19 protein-coding genes and 1 pseudogene are annotated in these 15,755 nt (G+C 60.2%); 9 read left to right on the top strand and 11 right to left on the bottom strand.

Annotated features, from left to right (window positions below; genetic code table 11):
* Nucleotides 1-34: 34 nt before the first annotated feature.
* On the bottom strand, nucleotides 35-220 hold the full coding sequence (locus ACE103_RS29775; RefSeq protein ID WP_375775955.1) for a hypothetical protein: 186 nt from the start codon (nucleotides 218-220) through the stop codon (nucleotides 35-37).
* Between the two features lie 437 nt (nucleotides 221-657).
* Here ACE103_RS29775 and ACE103_RS29770 point away from each other — a divergent pair, with 437 nt between their 5' ends.
* On the top strand, nucleotides 658-900 hold the full coding sequence (locus tag ACE103_RS29770; RefSeq protein ID WP_375775954.1) for a hypothetical protein: 243 nt from the start codon (nucleotides 658-660) through the stop codon (nucleotides 898-900).
* A 260-nt stretch (nucleotides 901-1,160) separates the two neighbouring features.
* Here ACE103_RS29770 and ACE103_RS29765 read toward each other — a convergent pair whose 3' ends face one another.
* From ACE103_RS29765 to ACE103_RS29740, 6 genes are all read right to left on the bottom strand, one after another.
* Nucleotides 1,161-1,373 carry a hypothetical protein gene (locus ACE103_RS29765; protein WP_375775953.1) on the bottom strand — a complete coding sequence of 71 codons (213 nt, stop codon included), beginning with the start codon at nucleotides 1,371-1,373 and terminating at the stop codon, nucleotides 1,161-1,163.
* Between the two features lie 373 nt (nucleotides 1,374-1,746).
* Nucleotides 1,747-2,103: a DUF6894 family protein gene (locus ACE103_RS29760; protein ID WP_375775952.1), complete on the bottom strand. Its 357-nt coding sequence runs from the start codon at nucleotides 2,101-2,103 to the stop codon at nucleotides 1,747-1,749.
* A gap of 1 nt (nucleotide 2,104) precedes the next feature.
* The gene (locus tag ACE103_RS29755) at nucleotides 2,105-2,314 is read right to left on the bottom strand and encodes a hypothetical protein (protein ID WP_375775951.1); all 210 of its coding nucleotides are present in this window, start codon (nucleotides 2,312-2,314) and stop codon (nucleotides 2,105-2,107) included.
* A gap of 771 nt (nucleotides 2,315-3,085) precedes the next feature.
* Nucleotides 3,086-5,062, bottom strand: a complete 1,977-nt coding sequence (locus ACE103_RS29750) for a glycosyltransferase family 2 protein (RefSeq protein WP_375775950.1) — start codon at nucleotides 5,060-5,062, stop codon at nucleotides 3,086-3,088.
* A complete protein-coding gene (locus ACE103_RS29745; protein WP_375781209.1) occupies nucleotides 5,062-6,285 on the bottom strand; it encodes a hypothetical protein in 1,224 nt (407 codons plus the stop codon). The genes ACE103_RS29750 and ACE103_RS29745 overlap by 1 nt, the downstream gene beginning before the upstream one ends.
* Complete coding sequence (locus ACE103_RS29740; RefSeq protein WP_375775949.1) at nucleotides 6,282-7,613, bottom strand: HlyD family efflux transporter periplasmic adaptor subunit; 1,332 nt, start codon at nucleotides 7,611-7,613, stop codon at nucleotides 6,282-6,284. Before ACE103_RS29740 ends, ACE103_RS29745 begins: the two co-directional genes overlap by 4 nt.
* Nucleotides 7,614-8,133: 520 nt before the next feature.
* On the opposite strand from ACE103_RS29740, the gene ACE103_RS29735 reads away from it, so the two are divergent.
* From ACE103_RS29735 to ACE103_RS29710, 6 genes and pseudogenes are all read left to right on the top strand, one after another.
* Complete coding sequence (locus ACE103_RS29735; RefSeq protein ID WP_375775948.1) at nucleotides 8,134-9,540, top strand: TAXI family TRAP transporter solute-binding subunit; 1,407 nt, start codon at nucleotides 8,134-8,136, stop codon at nucleotides 9,538-9,540.
* Between the two features lie 165 nt (nucleotides 9,541-9,705).
* Nucleotides 9,706-10,080 carry an alpha/beta fold hydrolase gene (locus ACE103_RS29730; RefSeq protein ID WP_375775947.1) on the top strand — a complete coding sequence of 125 codons (375 nt, stop codon included), beginning with the start codon at nucleotides 9,706-9,708 and terminating at the stop codon, nucleotides 10,078-10,080.
* 208 nt (nucleotides 10,081-10,288) lie between these two features.
* Nucleotides 10,289-10,465 (top strand): DUF2934 domain-containing protein, encoded by a 177-nt coding sequence (locus ACE103_RS29725; protein WP_375775946.1) that lies wholly within the window; start codon nucleotides 10,289-10,291, stop codon nucleotides 10,463-10,465.
* Between the two features lie 370 nt (nucleotides 10,466-10,835).
* The gene (locus ACE103_RS29720; RefSeq protein WP_375775945.1) at nucleotides 10,836-11,102 is read left to right on the top strand and encodes a hypothetical protein; all 267 of its coding nucleotides are present in this window, start codon (nucleotides 10,836-10,838) and stop codon (nucleotides 11,100-11,102) included.
* A gap of 51 nt (nucleotides 11,103-11,153) precedes the next feature.
* Entirely contained in the window at nucleotides 11,154-11,345 is a 192-nt protein-coding gene (locus ACE103_RS29715; protein ID WP_375775944.1) for a hypothetical protein, read from the top strand.
* 21 nt (nucleotides 11,346-11,366) lie between these two features.
* Nucleotides 11,367-11,789: pseudogene (locus ACE103_RS29710) on the top strand (SDR family oxidoreductase); the annotation flags it as partial.
* Nucleotides 11,790-11,811: 22 nt separating this feature from the next.
* Here ACE103_RS29710 and ACE103_RS29705 read toward each other — a convergent pair.
* On the bottom strand, nucleotides 11,812-11,985 hold the full coding sequence (locus ACE103_RS29705) for a hypothetical protein (protein ID WP_375775943.1): 174 nt from the start codon (nucleotides 11,983-11,985) through the stop codon (nucleotides 11,812-11,814).
* 108 nt (nucleotides 11,986-12,093) lie between these two features.
* Between ACE103_RS29705 and ACE103_RS29700 the strand changes: the two genes are divergently transcribed.
* Both ACE103_RS29700 and ACE103_RS29695 read left to right on the top strand, forming a co-directional pair.
* Entirely contained in the window at nucleotides 12,094-12,246 is a 153-nt protein-coding gene (locus tag ACE103_RS29700; protein WP_223970074.1) for a hypothetical protein, read from the top strand.
* A 373-nt stretch (nucleotides 12,247-12,619) separates the two neighbouring features.
* Nucleotides 12,620-14,068 (top strand): carbohydrate porin, encoded by a 1,449-nt coding sequence (locus ACE103_RS29695; protein WP_375775942.1) that lies wholly within the window; start codon nucleotides 12,620-12,622, stop codon nucleotides 14,066-14,068.
* A 344-nt stretch (nucleotides 14,069-14,412) separates the two neighbouring features.
* Here ACE103_RS29695 and ACE103_RS29690 read toward each other — a convergent pair whose 3' ends face one another.
* The 3 genes from ACE103_RS29690 to ACE103_RS29680 all read right to left on the bottom strand — a co-directional run bounded on the left by ACE103_RS29690 (nucleotide 14,413) and on the right by ACE103_RS29680 (nucleotide 15,703).
* On the bottom strand, nucleotides 14,413-14,748 hold the full coding sequence (locus ACE103_RS29690; RefSeq protein ID WP_375775941.1) for a response regulator: 336 nt from the start codon (nucleotides 14,746-14,748) through the stop codon (nucleotides 14,413-14,415).
* Nucleotides 14,749-14,869: 121 nt separating this feature from the next.
* Nucleotides 14,870-15,055 (bottom strand): hypothetical protein, encoded by a 186-nt coding sequence (locus tag ACE103_RS29685; protein WP_375775940.1) that lies wholly within the window; start codon nucleotides 15,053-15,055, stop codon nucleotides 14,870-14,872.
* A 351-nt stretch (nucleotides 15,056-15,406) separates the two neighbouring features.
* Nucleotides 15,407-15,703, bottom strand: a complete 297-nt coding sequence (locus tag ACE103_RS29680) for a hypothetical protein (RefSeq protein WP_375781208.1) — start codon at nucleotides 15,701-15,703, stop codon at nucleotides 15,407-15,409.
* Nucleotides 15,704-15,755 lie beyond the last annotated feature (52 nt).

Genomic DNA, 15,755 nt, shown 5'->3' with positions numbered 1-15,755 from the left:
AACAGATCTGCAATTCGCTCTTGCCGGAGGCGTGTCATCGCTCGGGCTCAAGCCTTGCGACCTTGCGGATGCCGCACCACAGCTCTACTGGGCGATCAACCATCAATAACTCGGCATATGCTCGGGCGTCGTCGTCGCTCACGCTGTCGATATCGAACCGCGTCTTGATGTGGCCGTCATCTCCGATCACATATACCCGGTAGACCGGTGGATCGGCCATCAGTCGGGCGATCGCAGTCCGGGCGACCGCAGCCAGTCCGACACATGAGCGGCGGTCTCAGCCTGTCGAGCCCTGCGGATCAATTGCTCGCGTTCGACGCACGGAGACATTCTACGTGCTTCGGCGCGAAGGCGCTCGGCTTCGTGAGCAAGTCGGTCTTCGAGAGATTGCGTCTGTTCGACGCGGCGTCGCTGCTGCACGGCGCTGCTCCCTGTTCGCGTGGGGCGGGAGCGCGACGGGCGTTCTCATCACCGATAAAAGCCACGGGCGGTGCGGTGATAGTGTAGTGTCCGGCTTCCGACATATAAAAGCCAGTCTTTTATTTGCGATGAGCGGAGGAACAACCGACGGATTAACATAGGTTATTTCAAGAGGTCCCGCGCTTGCCTAGAGGCTGTTCAAAGGGCCCATTAGCGTTGGCGACCAGGTAAGGGATCATGACCGAAACCGCCCGCGAATATATCGACTATTGGGTAGAAAATAGTGTCCATGCGGCCGAGCAATTCAGAACGCCGGGTGCGTCGCAGGACGTTGAGGAATTGGTGCGGCGGCTCATTGCCGGCGCCGGAGGGCAGGGCATCACGGAACAGGCCATGCGGGACGAGGTTGGCGATATCGCCGACTACATCCGAAAAAAACTGAAAGCCGCCAACAAGTCTGAAGGCGATCGGCAAGAGTAGTGCGGACGCAGCCGGTGAAATCACCCGCCAATCGAGGCGGCCTCACTTCACTTTATCGCTCGTTTCGGCTTCGGAAGCCGGTCGGTGGCTTCAAGGCGTTCCTTCAAAACCGTCTCAATGAAATTGGTCAGAGTGCGGTTTTCTCGTTCTGCGACTTCACGCGCACGCTGTAGCAAATCAGCCTCTACGCGGATGGTAATGGCTTGCTTAATGACCTCGCTTTTAACGCGGTGTGGCCAGCAACTCGAAACGGATTTTGTTTAAGCCTCCGCGCCGACGAAACTATCGAACGCCTCGTAAGCTTGCAGCGGCGTTTTTCCTTCCTTAAAGGCGTCCGCGAAACTGAAGATCGCATCCGCCAGAAGGAATTCCTCCCGGATCGGAAACAGGGTGCGAAGTTCGATGAGCCAGCTCTCGTAAGAGGGCGGGTTGAACTTACCCAAGGCATAGTTGTCGCTGAATGAGGCGCGCATTTAGGTCGGAGCCTTCAGCCCGGGCGAGGCAAGCCACTCGCTGATGTGCGATGCGGCCTCAATCTGCCGCGCTCTCCGGATCAACCTCTCACGCTCGATACCTGGCGGAGTGCCCCTCGCTTGTTTGCGAAGTCGCTCTGCCTCATCGGCAAGGCGGCCGTGTAGAGGTTCATCTAGTGGCTTGTAGTGGCGTCGCTGCACCGGCGCTGCTCCTCTGTTTGCAGAAGGCGGGAGCGCGATCGGTCTCTCAGCCACCGACGCCTACGGACAGAGCCTTGGCCGGTGATGCAAAGCGAACGGTCCAGTCGGGGAAAGGTTGCTAAAAGTCGCGAATCCGACTTTGCGCCCAGGAGAGGCCGCCAGCCGAGGGGGCTTACTTCGAGACAGCGGAACTTTTCATTGCATTGACGTTGATGACGAACAGGATCAAGCCTGTCTCGTCGGTCACATCCATTTGCCAATCTTCGTCTACCCATAGCTTGCTAGCGTGAACTTGGAGAAGCTCCCCGATCCGCTTGGCGGCCTCGACACGGGCTTCGTCGGTATCAGCCAGTTCCGCAGCGTCAGTTACCATCACATGCGTCCCGGTCCTGACCTGGAAATGAAACCGCTTCGTGTTTGCCGGCATGTGGCCCCTGACCAAGTCTATTTCAGCAACGATTCCGAGTTTTCCAGTTCCGTCAAATCCCGTTAGGGGGATGAAGATCGCGGCCTGGTTGGTCGTGATCAAATCAGGCGAACAGATCCTTGCCTGCCTGGGTCATCCGGGTGAAAGTCTTGCTCTCGTGCAACGGTTCCAGCCAACCGCGCTCAATGGCGCGATTCAGCCCCGATCTGTATTCAGCTGGCGAAGCGCGATCAATGTCGATGAAGGGGTAGTTGATCTTCTCGATGTAAATCCTGCCGTCCTGGATCGGCACAAATGCCTTGGCGTGCTCCATGATCCTGCAGGCGGCTCTCTCGGGATGTGAAGGCCGGAGTTTCATCGGCGAATTCCATCTCTCTTCAGAGCGGCATAGATGTGCTGGCGGTGCACGTCGCTCTCGGCCGGCCGATGCCCGCGACCGCCGCGATGGCTGCCCCCATGTCCATGACTGTGGCCGCCCTTAACCTGGATGACAGCGTCGGCGTGGCCGAGAGCATTCGGCGTTGCGCCGGGCAGCGCGGACGCGGGTCCGACCACTGCAAGACTGCCGATTGCAGCTAATGCAACAAGTGCAAATTTAAATGTCATGGGGCTTCTTTCCTGTTGGCGTTCCAGATGCGCCGCACGGTAAGACGCTGAATGTGAACCGCAGAGGAGCAGGTCACCAGAATCGTGAGCGGATCGGCAAAGGAGTGCGAACAAATGCCAATGTCGGGAGTCATCCATTTGCTCCCGCTATCGAGCACCCCCGACCGAGAGACTAAACAACGGCGTCGACGGTCCCCGCGTCGGCAGGAAATTGAGTAAACTCGATGCTTGACGCGAGATACGCGGGCCGTCGAGTAAAGCGCCGCAATCGTCCGGGTAGTGATCGGCTTCGAGATATGCCCCAAGCCGATTTGCATTAGCACTTGTCGCGCTGATCGGCGTCACCCCCCGATTGTGAACCATGGGAAAGCTGAAGCTGACGGTCAACGAGGACAAGGCAAATCTGCGGTTGCCAGAAGGAGAGTTCGATTTCCTGGACACTTGGGTGCTGCACGCCTTTCCGACGACCGGGGCGGGTTCAACGTCCTCGAAATCCCCGTCGCGCGAGGCCAAAGAGTGCGCCGGTCAGGCTGGCCGTAGCGGCGACATTTCCATGAGATGCACTGAAGAGCCAGACCACCAGAAGCGCGCGCTGCTCGAAGGTCGGCTCCAGCGTCGCGCAAAGCTCCTCGCCCGACCGCGACGAAACTGAAATCTCTGTCCATCCGAGCCGGTCGAGATAGAGTTGCGACGGCGTCTCGCTCATGTCGTCCGCATGATCGGGCGAGAAGACGAGCCGCACCGCCGAGATCGACAGCGCCGTGACGCGACACGGCAGGATCTCGCCGCGCCATTTGAGTTGGCTCTCTTCGACGATCTCGAACAGTTCGTCCCCTCGCGGCAATTCGAAGCACACGATAAACGCGACGAAGGCGATCAGCATCGCGATTGCGGCCCAGAGCAGATTGAAAAAATCGAGAGACGAGATCTCTCCGGCAGCATTGGGCGAGACGAAGGCCCAAACGATACTGGCTGCCGAACTTGCCGCAATGGTCCCGAACACAGCGGCGAGCCTACGGTGGACGCGCGGAGCGGATCGATCGCCGCCCTTGTCGGTGATCTTGAAAGGCCGACCGAACGGCTTGACCACAGCGCTCAGCAAGGTCGCGGTGATGGCGAAGGACGTGACGGCATGCGTCGCTTCCATGAACAAAGGCAGGGTTTTCCCGCGTGAAATCCAGCCCATGAAAATGATCTGGGCCAACAACGCCGGCACGCCGTAGCGCAGAAATGACAGATAGTCGGCCTCGAATGCTGGCAGACCTCCGAACCAGTAGATCGGCGGCGCGATCAGGAGCAGCACCAGGAACGGCTTGCAGAGCCAGTTCAGCAAGCCGTGCAAGTAGTGCCAGCGCTGGGTGAACGTGTATCCGCCCCCGAATATCGGGCCGGAGCGAAGCAAGGCGACCTGAATGGTGCCGAGGCACCAGCGCGCGCGCTGCGTGATGTATTCCGGGACGCCTTCCGCCGACAGCCCAAGGCTCAGCGGCTCGTTGAGCCATGCTGTCTTATAGCCATGTCGGAGCATCGTGTAAGTGAGGTTGATGTCTTCCGAAATCGCCTCTGCCGGAAAGCCGCCGATCTCCTCGAGCCGATCGCGGCGCACGATGAAGGAGGTCCCGACGCAGAACGCGCAGTTCCACGCATCCTTGGCGGGCTGGAAGACATCGAAGAAGAAGCGCTGATCGTCGACCCAGCTCTGGCTGGACAGCAGATTGTGCTGAATCGGATCGCTATTGTAGTAGAATTGCGGTGTCTGCACGATCGCGCAGTCCGGCTCCGACATCAGCAGCCCGACCGTGCGCGTCAGAAAATCCTGCCTTGGGGCGAAATCCGCGTCGAGTACCAAAATCACGGGCGCATTGGTCCGGCCGGCGGTGGCAGCGAGTCCATTGTTGAGGTTGCCAGCCTTGGCATGCTTGTTGTCAGGACGCGTCAGGTGATTGGCGCCAACGCGCGAGCAATAGTCTCGCAACCAGACACGCCGCGTGTCATCGAGGACCCAGACGGTGAAGTTCGGATATTGAAGCGCGAGGGCGCTCAGGATCGATCGCTCGACCACCTCGATCGGCTCATCATAGGTGCAGATGAACACATCGACCGCCGGGTACACATTTTCTTTCGCAAGCGTTTGCTGTGCGCGCTCGGCCTGCCCGGATCGGTCGATGTAGCGGGACAGGATCACGATTGAGATCAGCGTGTAGGCGATCGCGATCGTTTCAAATGTGATAAACAGCCGGGACCAGAGGCTTTGCAGCGATAGCGAAAGTGGCGGCAAAGTATCCTGCCAACGCCAGAGTGCATAGATCGTCAGCAAACCGGCGGTGACAACGCCGAACAGCAAGCGATCAGTCATGCGCTTCGGATCGAGCACGCGGGCGATGACAACCAGCCCGAGCATGATTCCGATGTCGATTGTCAGGACCGGCCCGATGTCGCTTGCTGTTGGAAACATCAATTTACCTTCCGGCCGGTGAATGGATTCCAGCCTGTCGCCGCCAGCACCGCCCAGGCGGTCGCGCCCAGATGGGGCCGGCGAAAGTATAGAAAATCGGGTACCGAGCTGGTGGGGTCGATCGAGAGTCCGGTCGTTAGTTGGGGTTTTCGCGTGGCGTTCAGTAATCCGGACGCAGTCTGGTCAGAGGCCAGGCTTCCGAGCAGGCGATCGACCGCAGGGAGATCGCCTGTAATCCTGTAGGCCAGAGCGGCCTGCGCCGTACCTTCGACCCAGACCCCATCCCGGTCGCCGTTGAAATCGAATCCGCCGTCGACTGCAAGATGCGCCTCAGCGAAGCCAAGAGCTCGGCGCCATGCGGCAGGCGCGTCGTTCCTGGCCATCCACGGCCACAGCTGGACGTCGAGCGCGAGAAGGCGATCGTCGGCAAGGCTTGCGTCCGGTTTGGTGCCCAGCAGGAAGTGATCGTTCTGGAACGCCCTACCGACCAGGAGCTGGGACCGCCTGTCGGCGTCCGCGTAGCGCTGGTCGTGAGTGAGACGATACAGCCAACGGGATGCAGCGCCGATGTCGGCGTTGTGTTCGGTTGAACTCCACGTCAGCCGAACCTGATCCGGATCATAGCCGTGATATCCACCGCAGAAGCCGCTGTCTGCGCAGGACGTGCTGGCGATGATCCAGTCGACCAGGCGCGCGGCGTCATGCAGGTACTGCGCATCGCCCGTCGCTTCGTGCAGCGTCAGGAGCGCGAGCGCCGCCCACGCTACATTGCCGGTGGACGTGCCGTCCTGTGCGGGATCTTCGGCCCAGAGCTGCGCGCGATTGTCCCACCAGCCAGGCAGCTTCGGCGGGCCCGCACCGACAGGACCGGCACGGTACGCGTTGCGAATCCTGCCGTCGTCGAACGAGCGGTCGAGTTGTGTGGCGCGGCTGAGCGCATTGCCGATCGATCGCGCCGCCGTCACGTCTCCGCAGGCGACCAGCCCGATGACCGCAAGGGCGTTGTCATAGACGAATGCCGTCGTGCTGAGGCCGTCGGGCAGTTTGCTCTCGTCGGTAGCGGGCTGATAGCTACGGACGAACATCCCTTCGGCCCCGGGGACTTGTGACACCACGGCTGACCGGAGGCCGCTGCAGAAGGTAGCAACCGTCGGTTCGGCGCTGGCGGGCCTTGGCAAGCCACAAAACGCGACGCAGACCGCCAGCAGCGCGATTAGTCTCATCGCGTCACGAGAGCGTGCGATCTCGGCACCCAATCCTCGTCCAGCGCCCTCGCGGCTCTCTGGTCGGATGAACGCAAAGCGGTCTTCAGGCGGTCCGTCGCGTCGAGCCTTTCGGCCTCGGTAGGTGATCGGCCCGATCCCGTTAGATAAGCAACCAGGTGTCCGAGCCTCCGCCATGATACCGACATCGACGGCACGATGCCGTTCTCGCGCGTCACGGTGACCCAATGCCCGACCGTGCACGTTGCAGGCTCGGTCGTCTTGGTGACCGGCCTTGCGCCGTCCTCCCGGTCCGGCGCGATGATGGCATACAATTCGCGGCGTTCGGTCTGGGGGAACGGGACCGCGAAACGCTCGTCTGCCTTGTCGGTGGTCCGGGGAAGCACCGAGGTGATGACGCCGGAACGCAATGCTCCGCCATCGATGCGGACGCGTGTTCCCGGCATCAGGTTCTCCCCCTGCCGATAGGAGAAAATCGCGACAACGAAGCGTTTGTCACAATCGACCACCGAAGCAATTGTGTCGCCGGGGTTGACATGGCGTCCCGTGGAGGCGCCCACGGTCAATACCGTGCCGGAACCGGGCGAGACGACGGTGGCGGCTCCGAGCCGCTCCAACCTTCCGCCTTCGGTATCGATGATCTTTTGTAGGTTTACGACAATGCCGGATTGCTGCCGGGCCTCGATGTCCATGCTTTTAGCATCCAGCTCGATATCTCGGCGCTTCTGCGCAAGGATGTTGATGGCGACTGAATCGTCGCCGACGTAAATGCCCTTGTTCAAGGCATCGAGCTGCGACACTTTTTGATTAAGTTTGAAGGTCTCCGCATCGGTGTTGTGCAGGGCGGCGGAATATTGCTGCTGAGTGGGCCTCAGCATGTCCATACTCGCAGCGTTGCGGGAGACCATGTCGCTCTGCCGGTCGACCAATGCCTTCTTCTCACCGCTCATCGCACTTGACTGCGCGACCCGCGCCCGGAGTTCCTCGATCTGCGACCGCAAATGGGCGCGAAGCTGCGACGTCTGGTTGGCGATTTCGGTATCGAGCGAGGCGATGTAGGCGCTGTCGGTCTGGCTTTTGGAGAGGGCCGCACTCAGCTTTTCGCGGGAGTCTGCGGACTTCTCTTCCAGGGAAATGAGTGCCGCACGATCGACGCGTGGGTTGGAAATTTCCGCCAGCGTCTGTCCCGTGGCAACGTCGCTGCCGGGCTGCACCGATAAAGCAGCGATCTCGCCCGCGATCGAAGCCGTTATCAATGTCACTGGCGCGTCGACGACAGCGCGGTCGGACTGATCGGCTAACATCGGCGGCGCCACAGCGGTAATCATCATCGTCGCCAGGACACCGGCTACACCAATGGCGGACACCCGTAAGATAGCCGGGTGCCTGGTTTTCCCTCGCGGGATTGTTGGGATGGCATTCGGTGTGTGTTCGCCAGGGGTCATTCACAACTTCTCCGGTGTTGGCCCAAAAAAGGTGGCTCCTCTTTCGCTGCGGTGCTGCCGGGCGTCATGATGGACGCAACGGCCATGTCGCAGTGCAACAAGGCTGGCGACGAATCGTTGCAGAGGTTTCTCCAATTTGCCTAAAATTCCCGATGACGCCGCCGGCTTAGCCAGATCCCATTCTCGGGACCCGCCGACGGTCTGGCTGCTCTCGTCGTCGTTCGCTGACGTGCTCCTCACTGTGGCCGGTTCGCTATCGGCGCGAAGAGGTGGTCGTTCGCGGTCGAATTCGGACCCTTCGTGAACTCATTCTCACCCGTACGGAACATTCCGGTCGGACTCCGGTTCGTCCAAGTTCCCGGGGACGCGCCTAGGCAGGCGTTCGTTCAGGTAGGTTTTGCCGATGTCACCGTCCGATCGCCCGACCAGAACTGCCCAGGATCGACACCAACGAAGGCTCTTAATCGTGCTGGCTTTGGGATTTGTCGTTTTCGGCGCTGCCGCGGCCGCCCTCTTCTACATCGTGCAGCCCGAGAACCTCCGGATCGCCGTCGGGCCCGCAGGCAGCGACGATCAACAGGTGGTCCAGGCGATGGCCGAAGCTTTCGGCGACGAAAGCAGGACCGTGCGGCTCTCACCGATCACGACCGAGGGTGCGGCCGAATCCTTGGCTCTGCTGGACACCGGCAAAGCCGACCTTGCGATAGGTCGCGGCGACCTCGACATGCCGGCCGACGCGCAGACGCTCGCGGTCCTACGCAAAAACTACGTCGTGCTTTGGTCGCCTACCGGGGGATCTCGGAAAAATTCCAAGAAAAAGGCCACCGGGAATGTCGGAGAGATCGCCGATCTGGTGCGGCGCAAGGTAGCCATCATCGGAAGGACCGGAGCAAACCTCGAACTGCTGCGGATCATTCTCGTCGCTTCCGGCGTGGAGCCGGACAAGGTTACGACGATCCAATTCGGGACGGACGAGATCGAAAAGCTTGCGCAGGACGCCACTATCGACGCCTATCTCGCCGTCGGCCCGCTCGACAGCCGGATCACCGTCGCCGCGATCGCCGCGACCTCGCGATCGCGCGGCGCTCCGAAGTTTCTTCCGGTCGAGACATCCGAGGCCATCGCGCTGAAGCACGCCCGCTACGAAGCCGAGGAGATTCCGGGCAGCGTCTTCAACGCGAACCCAGCCTGGCCCGAGGACAAGATCGACACCATCAGCGTCAACCATCTGATCCTTGCTAGGAAAGAACTGTCAGAAACCAAGGCGGCGGCCTTCTACCGGCAGCTTTTCGCCGTCCGCGACACGATCACGCAACGCGTCGCCGGCGCCGCGCACATCACGAAGCCCGAGACGGAAAAAGAGGCGGAGCCCTCCGTGCACCGGGGCGCTGCGGCGGTCATTAACGGGACCGAGCGGACCTTTCTGGACAAGTACAGCGACTACTTCTGGTTCGCATTGCTTCTTCTTTCCGGGATCGGTTCGGCCGCCGCGTGGCTGCGTCGCTATCTGAACCGGGACGGCCGGGACGACACCACCAACCATCGGAACCGAATTCTCGCCGTGGTCTCGGAGCTTCGCGATGCCGGATCCGAACAAGACCTTCTGACATCGCAACGGGAAGTCGACGCGATCATCGGCGAAACACTAAAGTGCTACGATGATGGAGCGATCGAACAAGATGACTTGGCCGCATTCGGACTGGTCCTTGAACTGTTCGATCATGCCGTCGCCGAACGGCGAGCGGCGCTGCAGAGGGGCCCCGCCGATGAAGCAAAATCTCCGGGTCCAACCCTTGCCTCTCGCCGGTAGGCGCACCCGGCATGACGCCTCGCGGAATGTCTTGGCTCCGTGTGTCTTGCCTTCTCAGGTCGGAGCGCCGCGACTGGATCGGTCTGCAGACGAGCACATCGCCAACATCACGCTGGCCGGAACCAGCGGGCGGACCGCCCGTGATGCCGGTTTGACCACGGTTGGATGGTCACGCCAACATTCCGATCTGACGAAGTGCTGCGGCCGATTGAGATTTTCGAGGCGTCAATGGATATTTGCACTGCGCCATCGAGGGCAACGGGATCCCGCGGCACATTGCCGAAACTGGCACCAGTTCCAAATACTGCTCCGCCGCGGCTCCCTGAGCCGTGGTGCTCTCGGCGGCGCCAGCTGAAGGCCCCTGCTGAAGCGGGTTATCACGCCGTAGCCCCCGATATGCGTGGCTATGGTCGGACCGGCAAGCCACCCGACATCGATCAGTACGCCTTTGTTGATCTCGTCGGTGACATGGTCGGCGTTGTCAGCCTTCTCGACCACAAAGCAACCGCTATCCTCGGTTGGCCCGCATCCGCGCGGTGATTGAGCGAGTTGGGCTCGAAAGGGCGGCTCACTTTCCACGTCGAGGCAGAAGGGCGGTGCCCAGGTGTTTGGCTGCGTGATCTAGCGCGCCGTGCGAGTGTGAGCTTCTAAGTTCGAGTTTGCGCGGGCGCACGCCGCCGACGCTGATCGAAAGCTGGACTGGAACTCGTCGGCCGCGCCAAGCTTTGGTTGTGAAAGGGAGAGTGAGATGGCTGGTGTGACCGAGGAAGAAATTCGAAAGCGGGCTTATGACCTTTGGGAGAAAGCCGGTGAGCCCTCAGGTAAAATGGATGCATTTTGGTACGAGGCCGAGAAAGAACTTCTTGCTGAAGCCAAAGACGTGGGCGAGGTGCCGCCTGGAATGACAGACAATTTGCCGATCTGACGTATTGATTCGAAGTTCTTGTTCTTAAACATCACATCGTGGATGCCGGCATTGAAGAGGGCGATTTCGATATTGTCATTCATCGCCGCAAGCGGGAGTTCCGTCAGTTGCGGAACTATCCTGCTAACTCCGAGTTGCCAATGCACAATTCAGGAGGACATCATGGATTTCGGAAAGGGCGCCATCCTTTGGCTGTTGGGTGTGCCACTACCTGTAATTTTGCTGATTGCGTTGTTCTGGCATCACTAGGCTCTACGTAGCCCTGATGGCGACGAAGGCTCTCGGCACATGTCGGGAGCCTTTTGTGTTCGATGGTCGTTTGACGGGTAGTCGGGATTCAAGTCTTGCTCGTCCTTGAAGGGAGACATCGATGGCAAAGAAAACGCGGAAAGCAAAGAAGCGCCCGGAAACCCATTTGGTCGAAAACGTAAAAAAGCTCGCGGTATCCTCGCAGGCTGTTTTGCTGCTGGAACTGGGTAAGCTCTACAAGAAGGCCAAGCCAACGCGGCCCGGATTGCTGAATAAGGAGGCCGGCCAAAGTTCTACGCTGAGAAAGAGAGCCATCAAAAAATCTCGCGCAAGGCCGACCGCGAAATATCGCAGCAAGAAAGGCAAATCAATCGCAACTGCATCTTAGAAATAGGTCTCAAGCAGAGAGGTAATTGACGTCCGCGAGAAGATTGACGCCATGACCCGGTTCTTGAACGGCAAAGACGACGTTCGCTCGGCCTATTGGACGACCCGGCAACCGAGTTCGACATCCAAGGTTTGGAGCTGGATTGGGGCGGTGTTTGATGGGGATGCCGAATTTCGTTCGATCGATAGCAAATGGCAGTACTACCGGTTGTCAGGAACGCGCTGGCAGAATTTTCAACGATGACCTCATTACGGACGAGGCCTTGCCACCATGAAGACGAACATCTACGCGCCGTTTCGGATCATCAAGGCGGCCCTGCCGCATTTGAAGCCAGGTGCCGTGATTATCGGTACCACCTCCGAGCAGGCCTAGGATCCATCGCCCGACCTCTACGATTACGCGCAGACCAAGGCCGCGACCATGAATTACGTCAAGTCGCTTGCCAAGCAGCTCGCTCCAAAAGGCATCCGGGTCTGCGGCGTGGCACCCGGTCCAATTTGGACGCCGCTTCAGGTATCCGGCGGTGCGAGCATGGAAAAGCTCGAGAAGTTCGGCAGCCAAAGCAGCTTTGGTCGACCGGGCCAGCTGGCCGAACTTGCTTCGATCTATGTGCAGCTCGCCGCGGCCGATGCCAGTTACACCACTGGCGCCGTCTATGGCGCGGCCGGCGGCACCGGGCAGCCGTGAAACGCTTGTCGTGTCCGTGAAGTTATTTGGAATCCGGCTTCGACTTCGCGGGTTGAACGCTACTGGCCGGATCTGACGCTGGAAAGCTGTCCTTTAGGCCCTCGTCCAGATCTCCGTGTTTATCGCGGTCATGCTGTTCCTTCGCCGGAATGTCTGCGTGTTTGTCGTGTGGTGCGGGATCGAATTCTTTTGCCATCCGAGGCCTCCTCGTTAGCTCGGCCAACGCGAAGCCGTATCGCAAGTTCCTACCGAGGAACGATCGGGCTGCGCTGTCGTTGCCACACGTCACCGAAAGAAATCCGAGATGGTCAAACAGCAAAACGGACAGATCGTCGAGACCACCACGGAAGCGCGACAGGCCGAACCTGGTCCAAGCGTGCTCAAACTCCTGACGATCAGCCTCGCCCTTGCCGTAATCGTCCTGGGCGCCGTATGGATGATCTTTTTCCGCACGTGAACCCGACGATCAGGCCGCGAAAATTTCGGTAGGAGATCCGTCCGCACGACCAGGTGTACCAACTACGGATACTTCAACGAAGGGGGCGGGTGGATAGGTGATCAGCATAGTGCGGCCGACGCCGAAACCGAGTTGCGCGCCCGCCTGGCTGTAAAGTGCCGATGCCGTACAGGTCGTCGTCGGACGCGCCCGTGATCAGGACGGGCCCTACGCTTCAGAATGCTGTCCTGATCTTAGGTTTCCTTGAGCGTGTCGCGCGTTTCAACCCTGTCAATTCGTCCTCCAGAGTGTCATTTGTAACCGATCCCGGGCCCGTCGCGGCTTCGGCGTGGCTAACGCAGGTTAGTGCGCTGTGCTTTGTTTAGTGCACTACGTGGGCGAACCGGCCGATTATAGGCATTCCGCAAAACCTGCATCATCCAGTGGGACGGCGGTTGACGCGATGCGCTGCTTCACAATTCTGGTGATCGCCATTGTGCTGTGCGCACCCGCGCTCGCCCAGGGAGACAAGAAGACCGACGACCTGAGGCCGGCCGATCCCGACACGGGCGAAAGCACGGTGCAGGAAACAACCCTCGGCTTTCTTCCCAATCCGTTCGAGAAGCAGGGTGTCAAGTTCGCAGTCACCTATATCGGCGAGCTTCTTGGCAATCCCACCGGGGGCGCCAAACAGAGCGCGATCTATGAGGACCGCATCAATTTCGCGATGGATGTCGATCTTCAAAGGCTGTTCGGGCTTAACGGTATCAGCTTTCACAGCAACGTCTTTCAGATCGATGGCAGCGGGCTTTCGAGGGGCGCATTGTTCAATTATCTCGATGTCAGCGGCATCGAGGCGTTACCGACGACGCGGCTCTATGAAGTCTGGTTCGAGAAGAAATGGGGAGACAAGATTGCTCTCCGTGGGGGCCAGCTTGCCGCTGACTCCGAGTTCGCGACGTCGAAATACACCGACGTGCTCACGAACGCCTCCTTCGGCTGGCCCGGTATCTTTGCCCTGAGCATGCCAAGCGGGGGTCCTTCGCCCCCGCTTGCCGCCGTCGGAGCCCGCGTACGCGCTGATGTCACTGACAATCTCACGCTGCTCGGCGCCGTCTTCGACGGCAGTGCAGCAGGATCCGGCACAGACGATCCCCAGCTCCGGGATCGCCATGGCACAAATTTCAGAGTCAACGATCCACCCCTTGCGTTCTTCGAGGCGCAGTTCCAATGGAACGCAAAGAAGGGCGACCCCGGCCTCGACGGAAAGTTCAAGATCGGCGGCTGGCGCCATCTCGGTGCGTTTGACAGCGAGCGTATCGACGCCGCGGGGCTTTCGCTTGCCGACCCTGCGAGCTCGAGCATGCCTGCGCGGTTCGCCGGCAATTACGGGGTCTATGGTGTATTCGAGCAGAAGCTCTATCGCGTCGGCCATGATGATGATCGCGGGGTCGGCATCTTTGCACGAGCCTCCTACAGCCCGCCCAATCGCAATTTGATCGATCTCTACGCGGACGCCGGCATCGAGTTGATCGGCCTGATGGACGCGCGATCTCACGATAAATTTGGTCTGGCCGCGGCCTACGCACACGTGTCTCCGAGCGCTCAAGCGCTGGACCGTGACTTCCAATCGATCAACGGACCGTTCTGGCCGGTCAGGACATCCGAGACACTTCTCACAGCGGTCTATCAATACGAGGTCCGCTCGGGCATCACCCTGCAGCCGAACGTTCAGGTCATCCGCCATCCAGGAGGCGGCGCGACCAACCCGATCGGGACGACACGAGGGGTGTCCCTGAAGGATGCCGTCGTGCTTGGCATGCGGACCGTCGTGAAGTTCTAGCTGGCAGCGGCCCGGGCGCGATGAATGGGAACGACTCCGCCTCGGTTCGATTGTATCCAGGGAGACGGAATCCGGAGCAGGACAGTCGCCAGCGTGGCCATCCGGTGTAACGCCCGCGTGGCCACGTTTTCCATCGATGAGTAGGTCCAAAGCCTAACCCGACTGAAGAGCAAGTACGGATCCGTGCCCACGAATTATTGGGAAATCGCCGGACGAGCCGAAGGGCGGCAAAAGGAATTCTGGTAGGAAGCCCAGCGAAAGCTAAGGGACGGCACTACCAATAATGCTGACGAGAAATCCGTAAACGCTTCTTGAGTAGCCGGCGTCGTTCGAGCGCCCTGCCTTCAATTCAAGAGTGACCGAAGCTGGTTGACGAGCGCTTGCGGTGAGTATGGCTTCGCGATGAAGGTGCCGCCGACGGGCAAATCACTTTCGGCCGGCGAAATGCACCCTGAGGTTAACACCAAACCCATCGGGGGCCAGCGCCCCCGCACGATATGCGCGAGTTCAAGCCCGTCCGGTTCGCCGACGATCTGGATGTCGGTGAAGACGACGGCGACGTCGTCGCGGGAATTCAAGATCGCAATGGCTTCCGCCGCGCTCTTGGCCTCGACGGTCCGGAAGCCGGCAGCGTATAGGATGTCGATCACATCCATCATGATGAGCGGCTCGTCTTCCACGACTAGGATGACTTCTCCATCCGAGGAGCTTTGAATCAAAATCGATCTCCGCCGATCGCGTGGGATTGGTAACCACTACATCAATGCGGAAGCGCCGCGTCGCGACGCGGCGCTTCGAAATTTACTTCTCTGGATGGCCGCTGCCGGGCGGGGTCGTCTTCGGCGACTTGCCGTCTTCGATCCTGCCTTCGTTGCGAAGGTCGCGCCCTTCTTGCGCCTTGCGCTTGCTCTCCGGGTCCTTGCCGTGCTCGTTGAGTTCCTCCTTGACGTAGCCGGCGCCTTCCTTGATCTCACCCTTCACACTCATGTTAATCTCCGTTCCCTTGCTTTGCACTCATCCGTCACGGAAGTTGCTGTAAGGTAACGGCCTCGAATCAGCTTCGCTCCTATTTCGCGCGGAGATTTGCTGCCGTTCCAACCCCGCGCCGCCTTGCTGGCGTGTTGTCGATATGCCGGAAGCGTCCAGCGGCCTCGATGAGCGGGTCTCCGCGATCCGAACCGGGATCGCCTTGGGGGCATTCCGCACTTTGGAACTTCGATCTCAGACGATCGCGTTCACAGCGGCGAACGCCAAGCGTCCTAAGGCGCGTAGCGACACGAAGCCGCCCCGGTCGCGCGTCGGGGCGGCCATGGCTTTGGAATGGCAACATCGCAGCCGCTAGCGCTTCGCAGGCGGCCCGCTCTTGTTGCCGGGCAAGCCTTGTACGTTCGAGGGATCCTGCTGCTGTACGCGCTCGTTCTGAGGACTCGACCCTACCGTGCTTTGGCCCGGCGCAGGCCCGTTCTTGTTTCCTGGCGCGCCGGATATTCCGGTGCCGGAACTTTGCGCACTGGGAGCGTTGCTGGCTCCGGCCGCATTGTTTGCTGCAGCCGGACGTCCTGGAGGCGTTGCAGCCGCTCCAGGATTATTCTGGTCTCCTACGTACCCGGACTCACCGGAATTACGCGTCTTCACGCCCTTGTCGGCCTCACTCTGCTGGTTCTGGGCGATAGCCCGTTCAGCCGTC

It is taken from the genome of Bradyrhizobium sp. ma5, assembly GCF_042258955.1.
GTDB lineage: Bacteria > Pseudomonadota > Alphaproteobacteria > Rhizobiales > Xanthobacteraceae > Bradyrhizobium.
The sequence above is the reverse complement of the archived record's forward strand: the minus strand, read 5'-3'. Positions and strand labels throughout refer to the sequence as shown.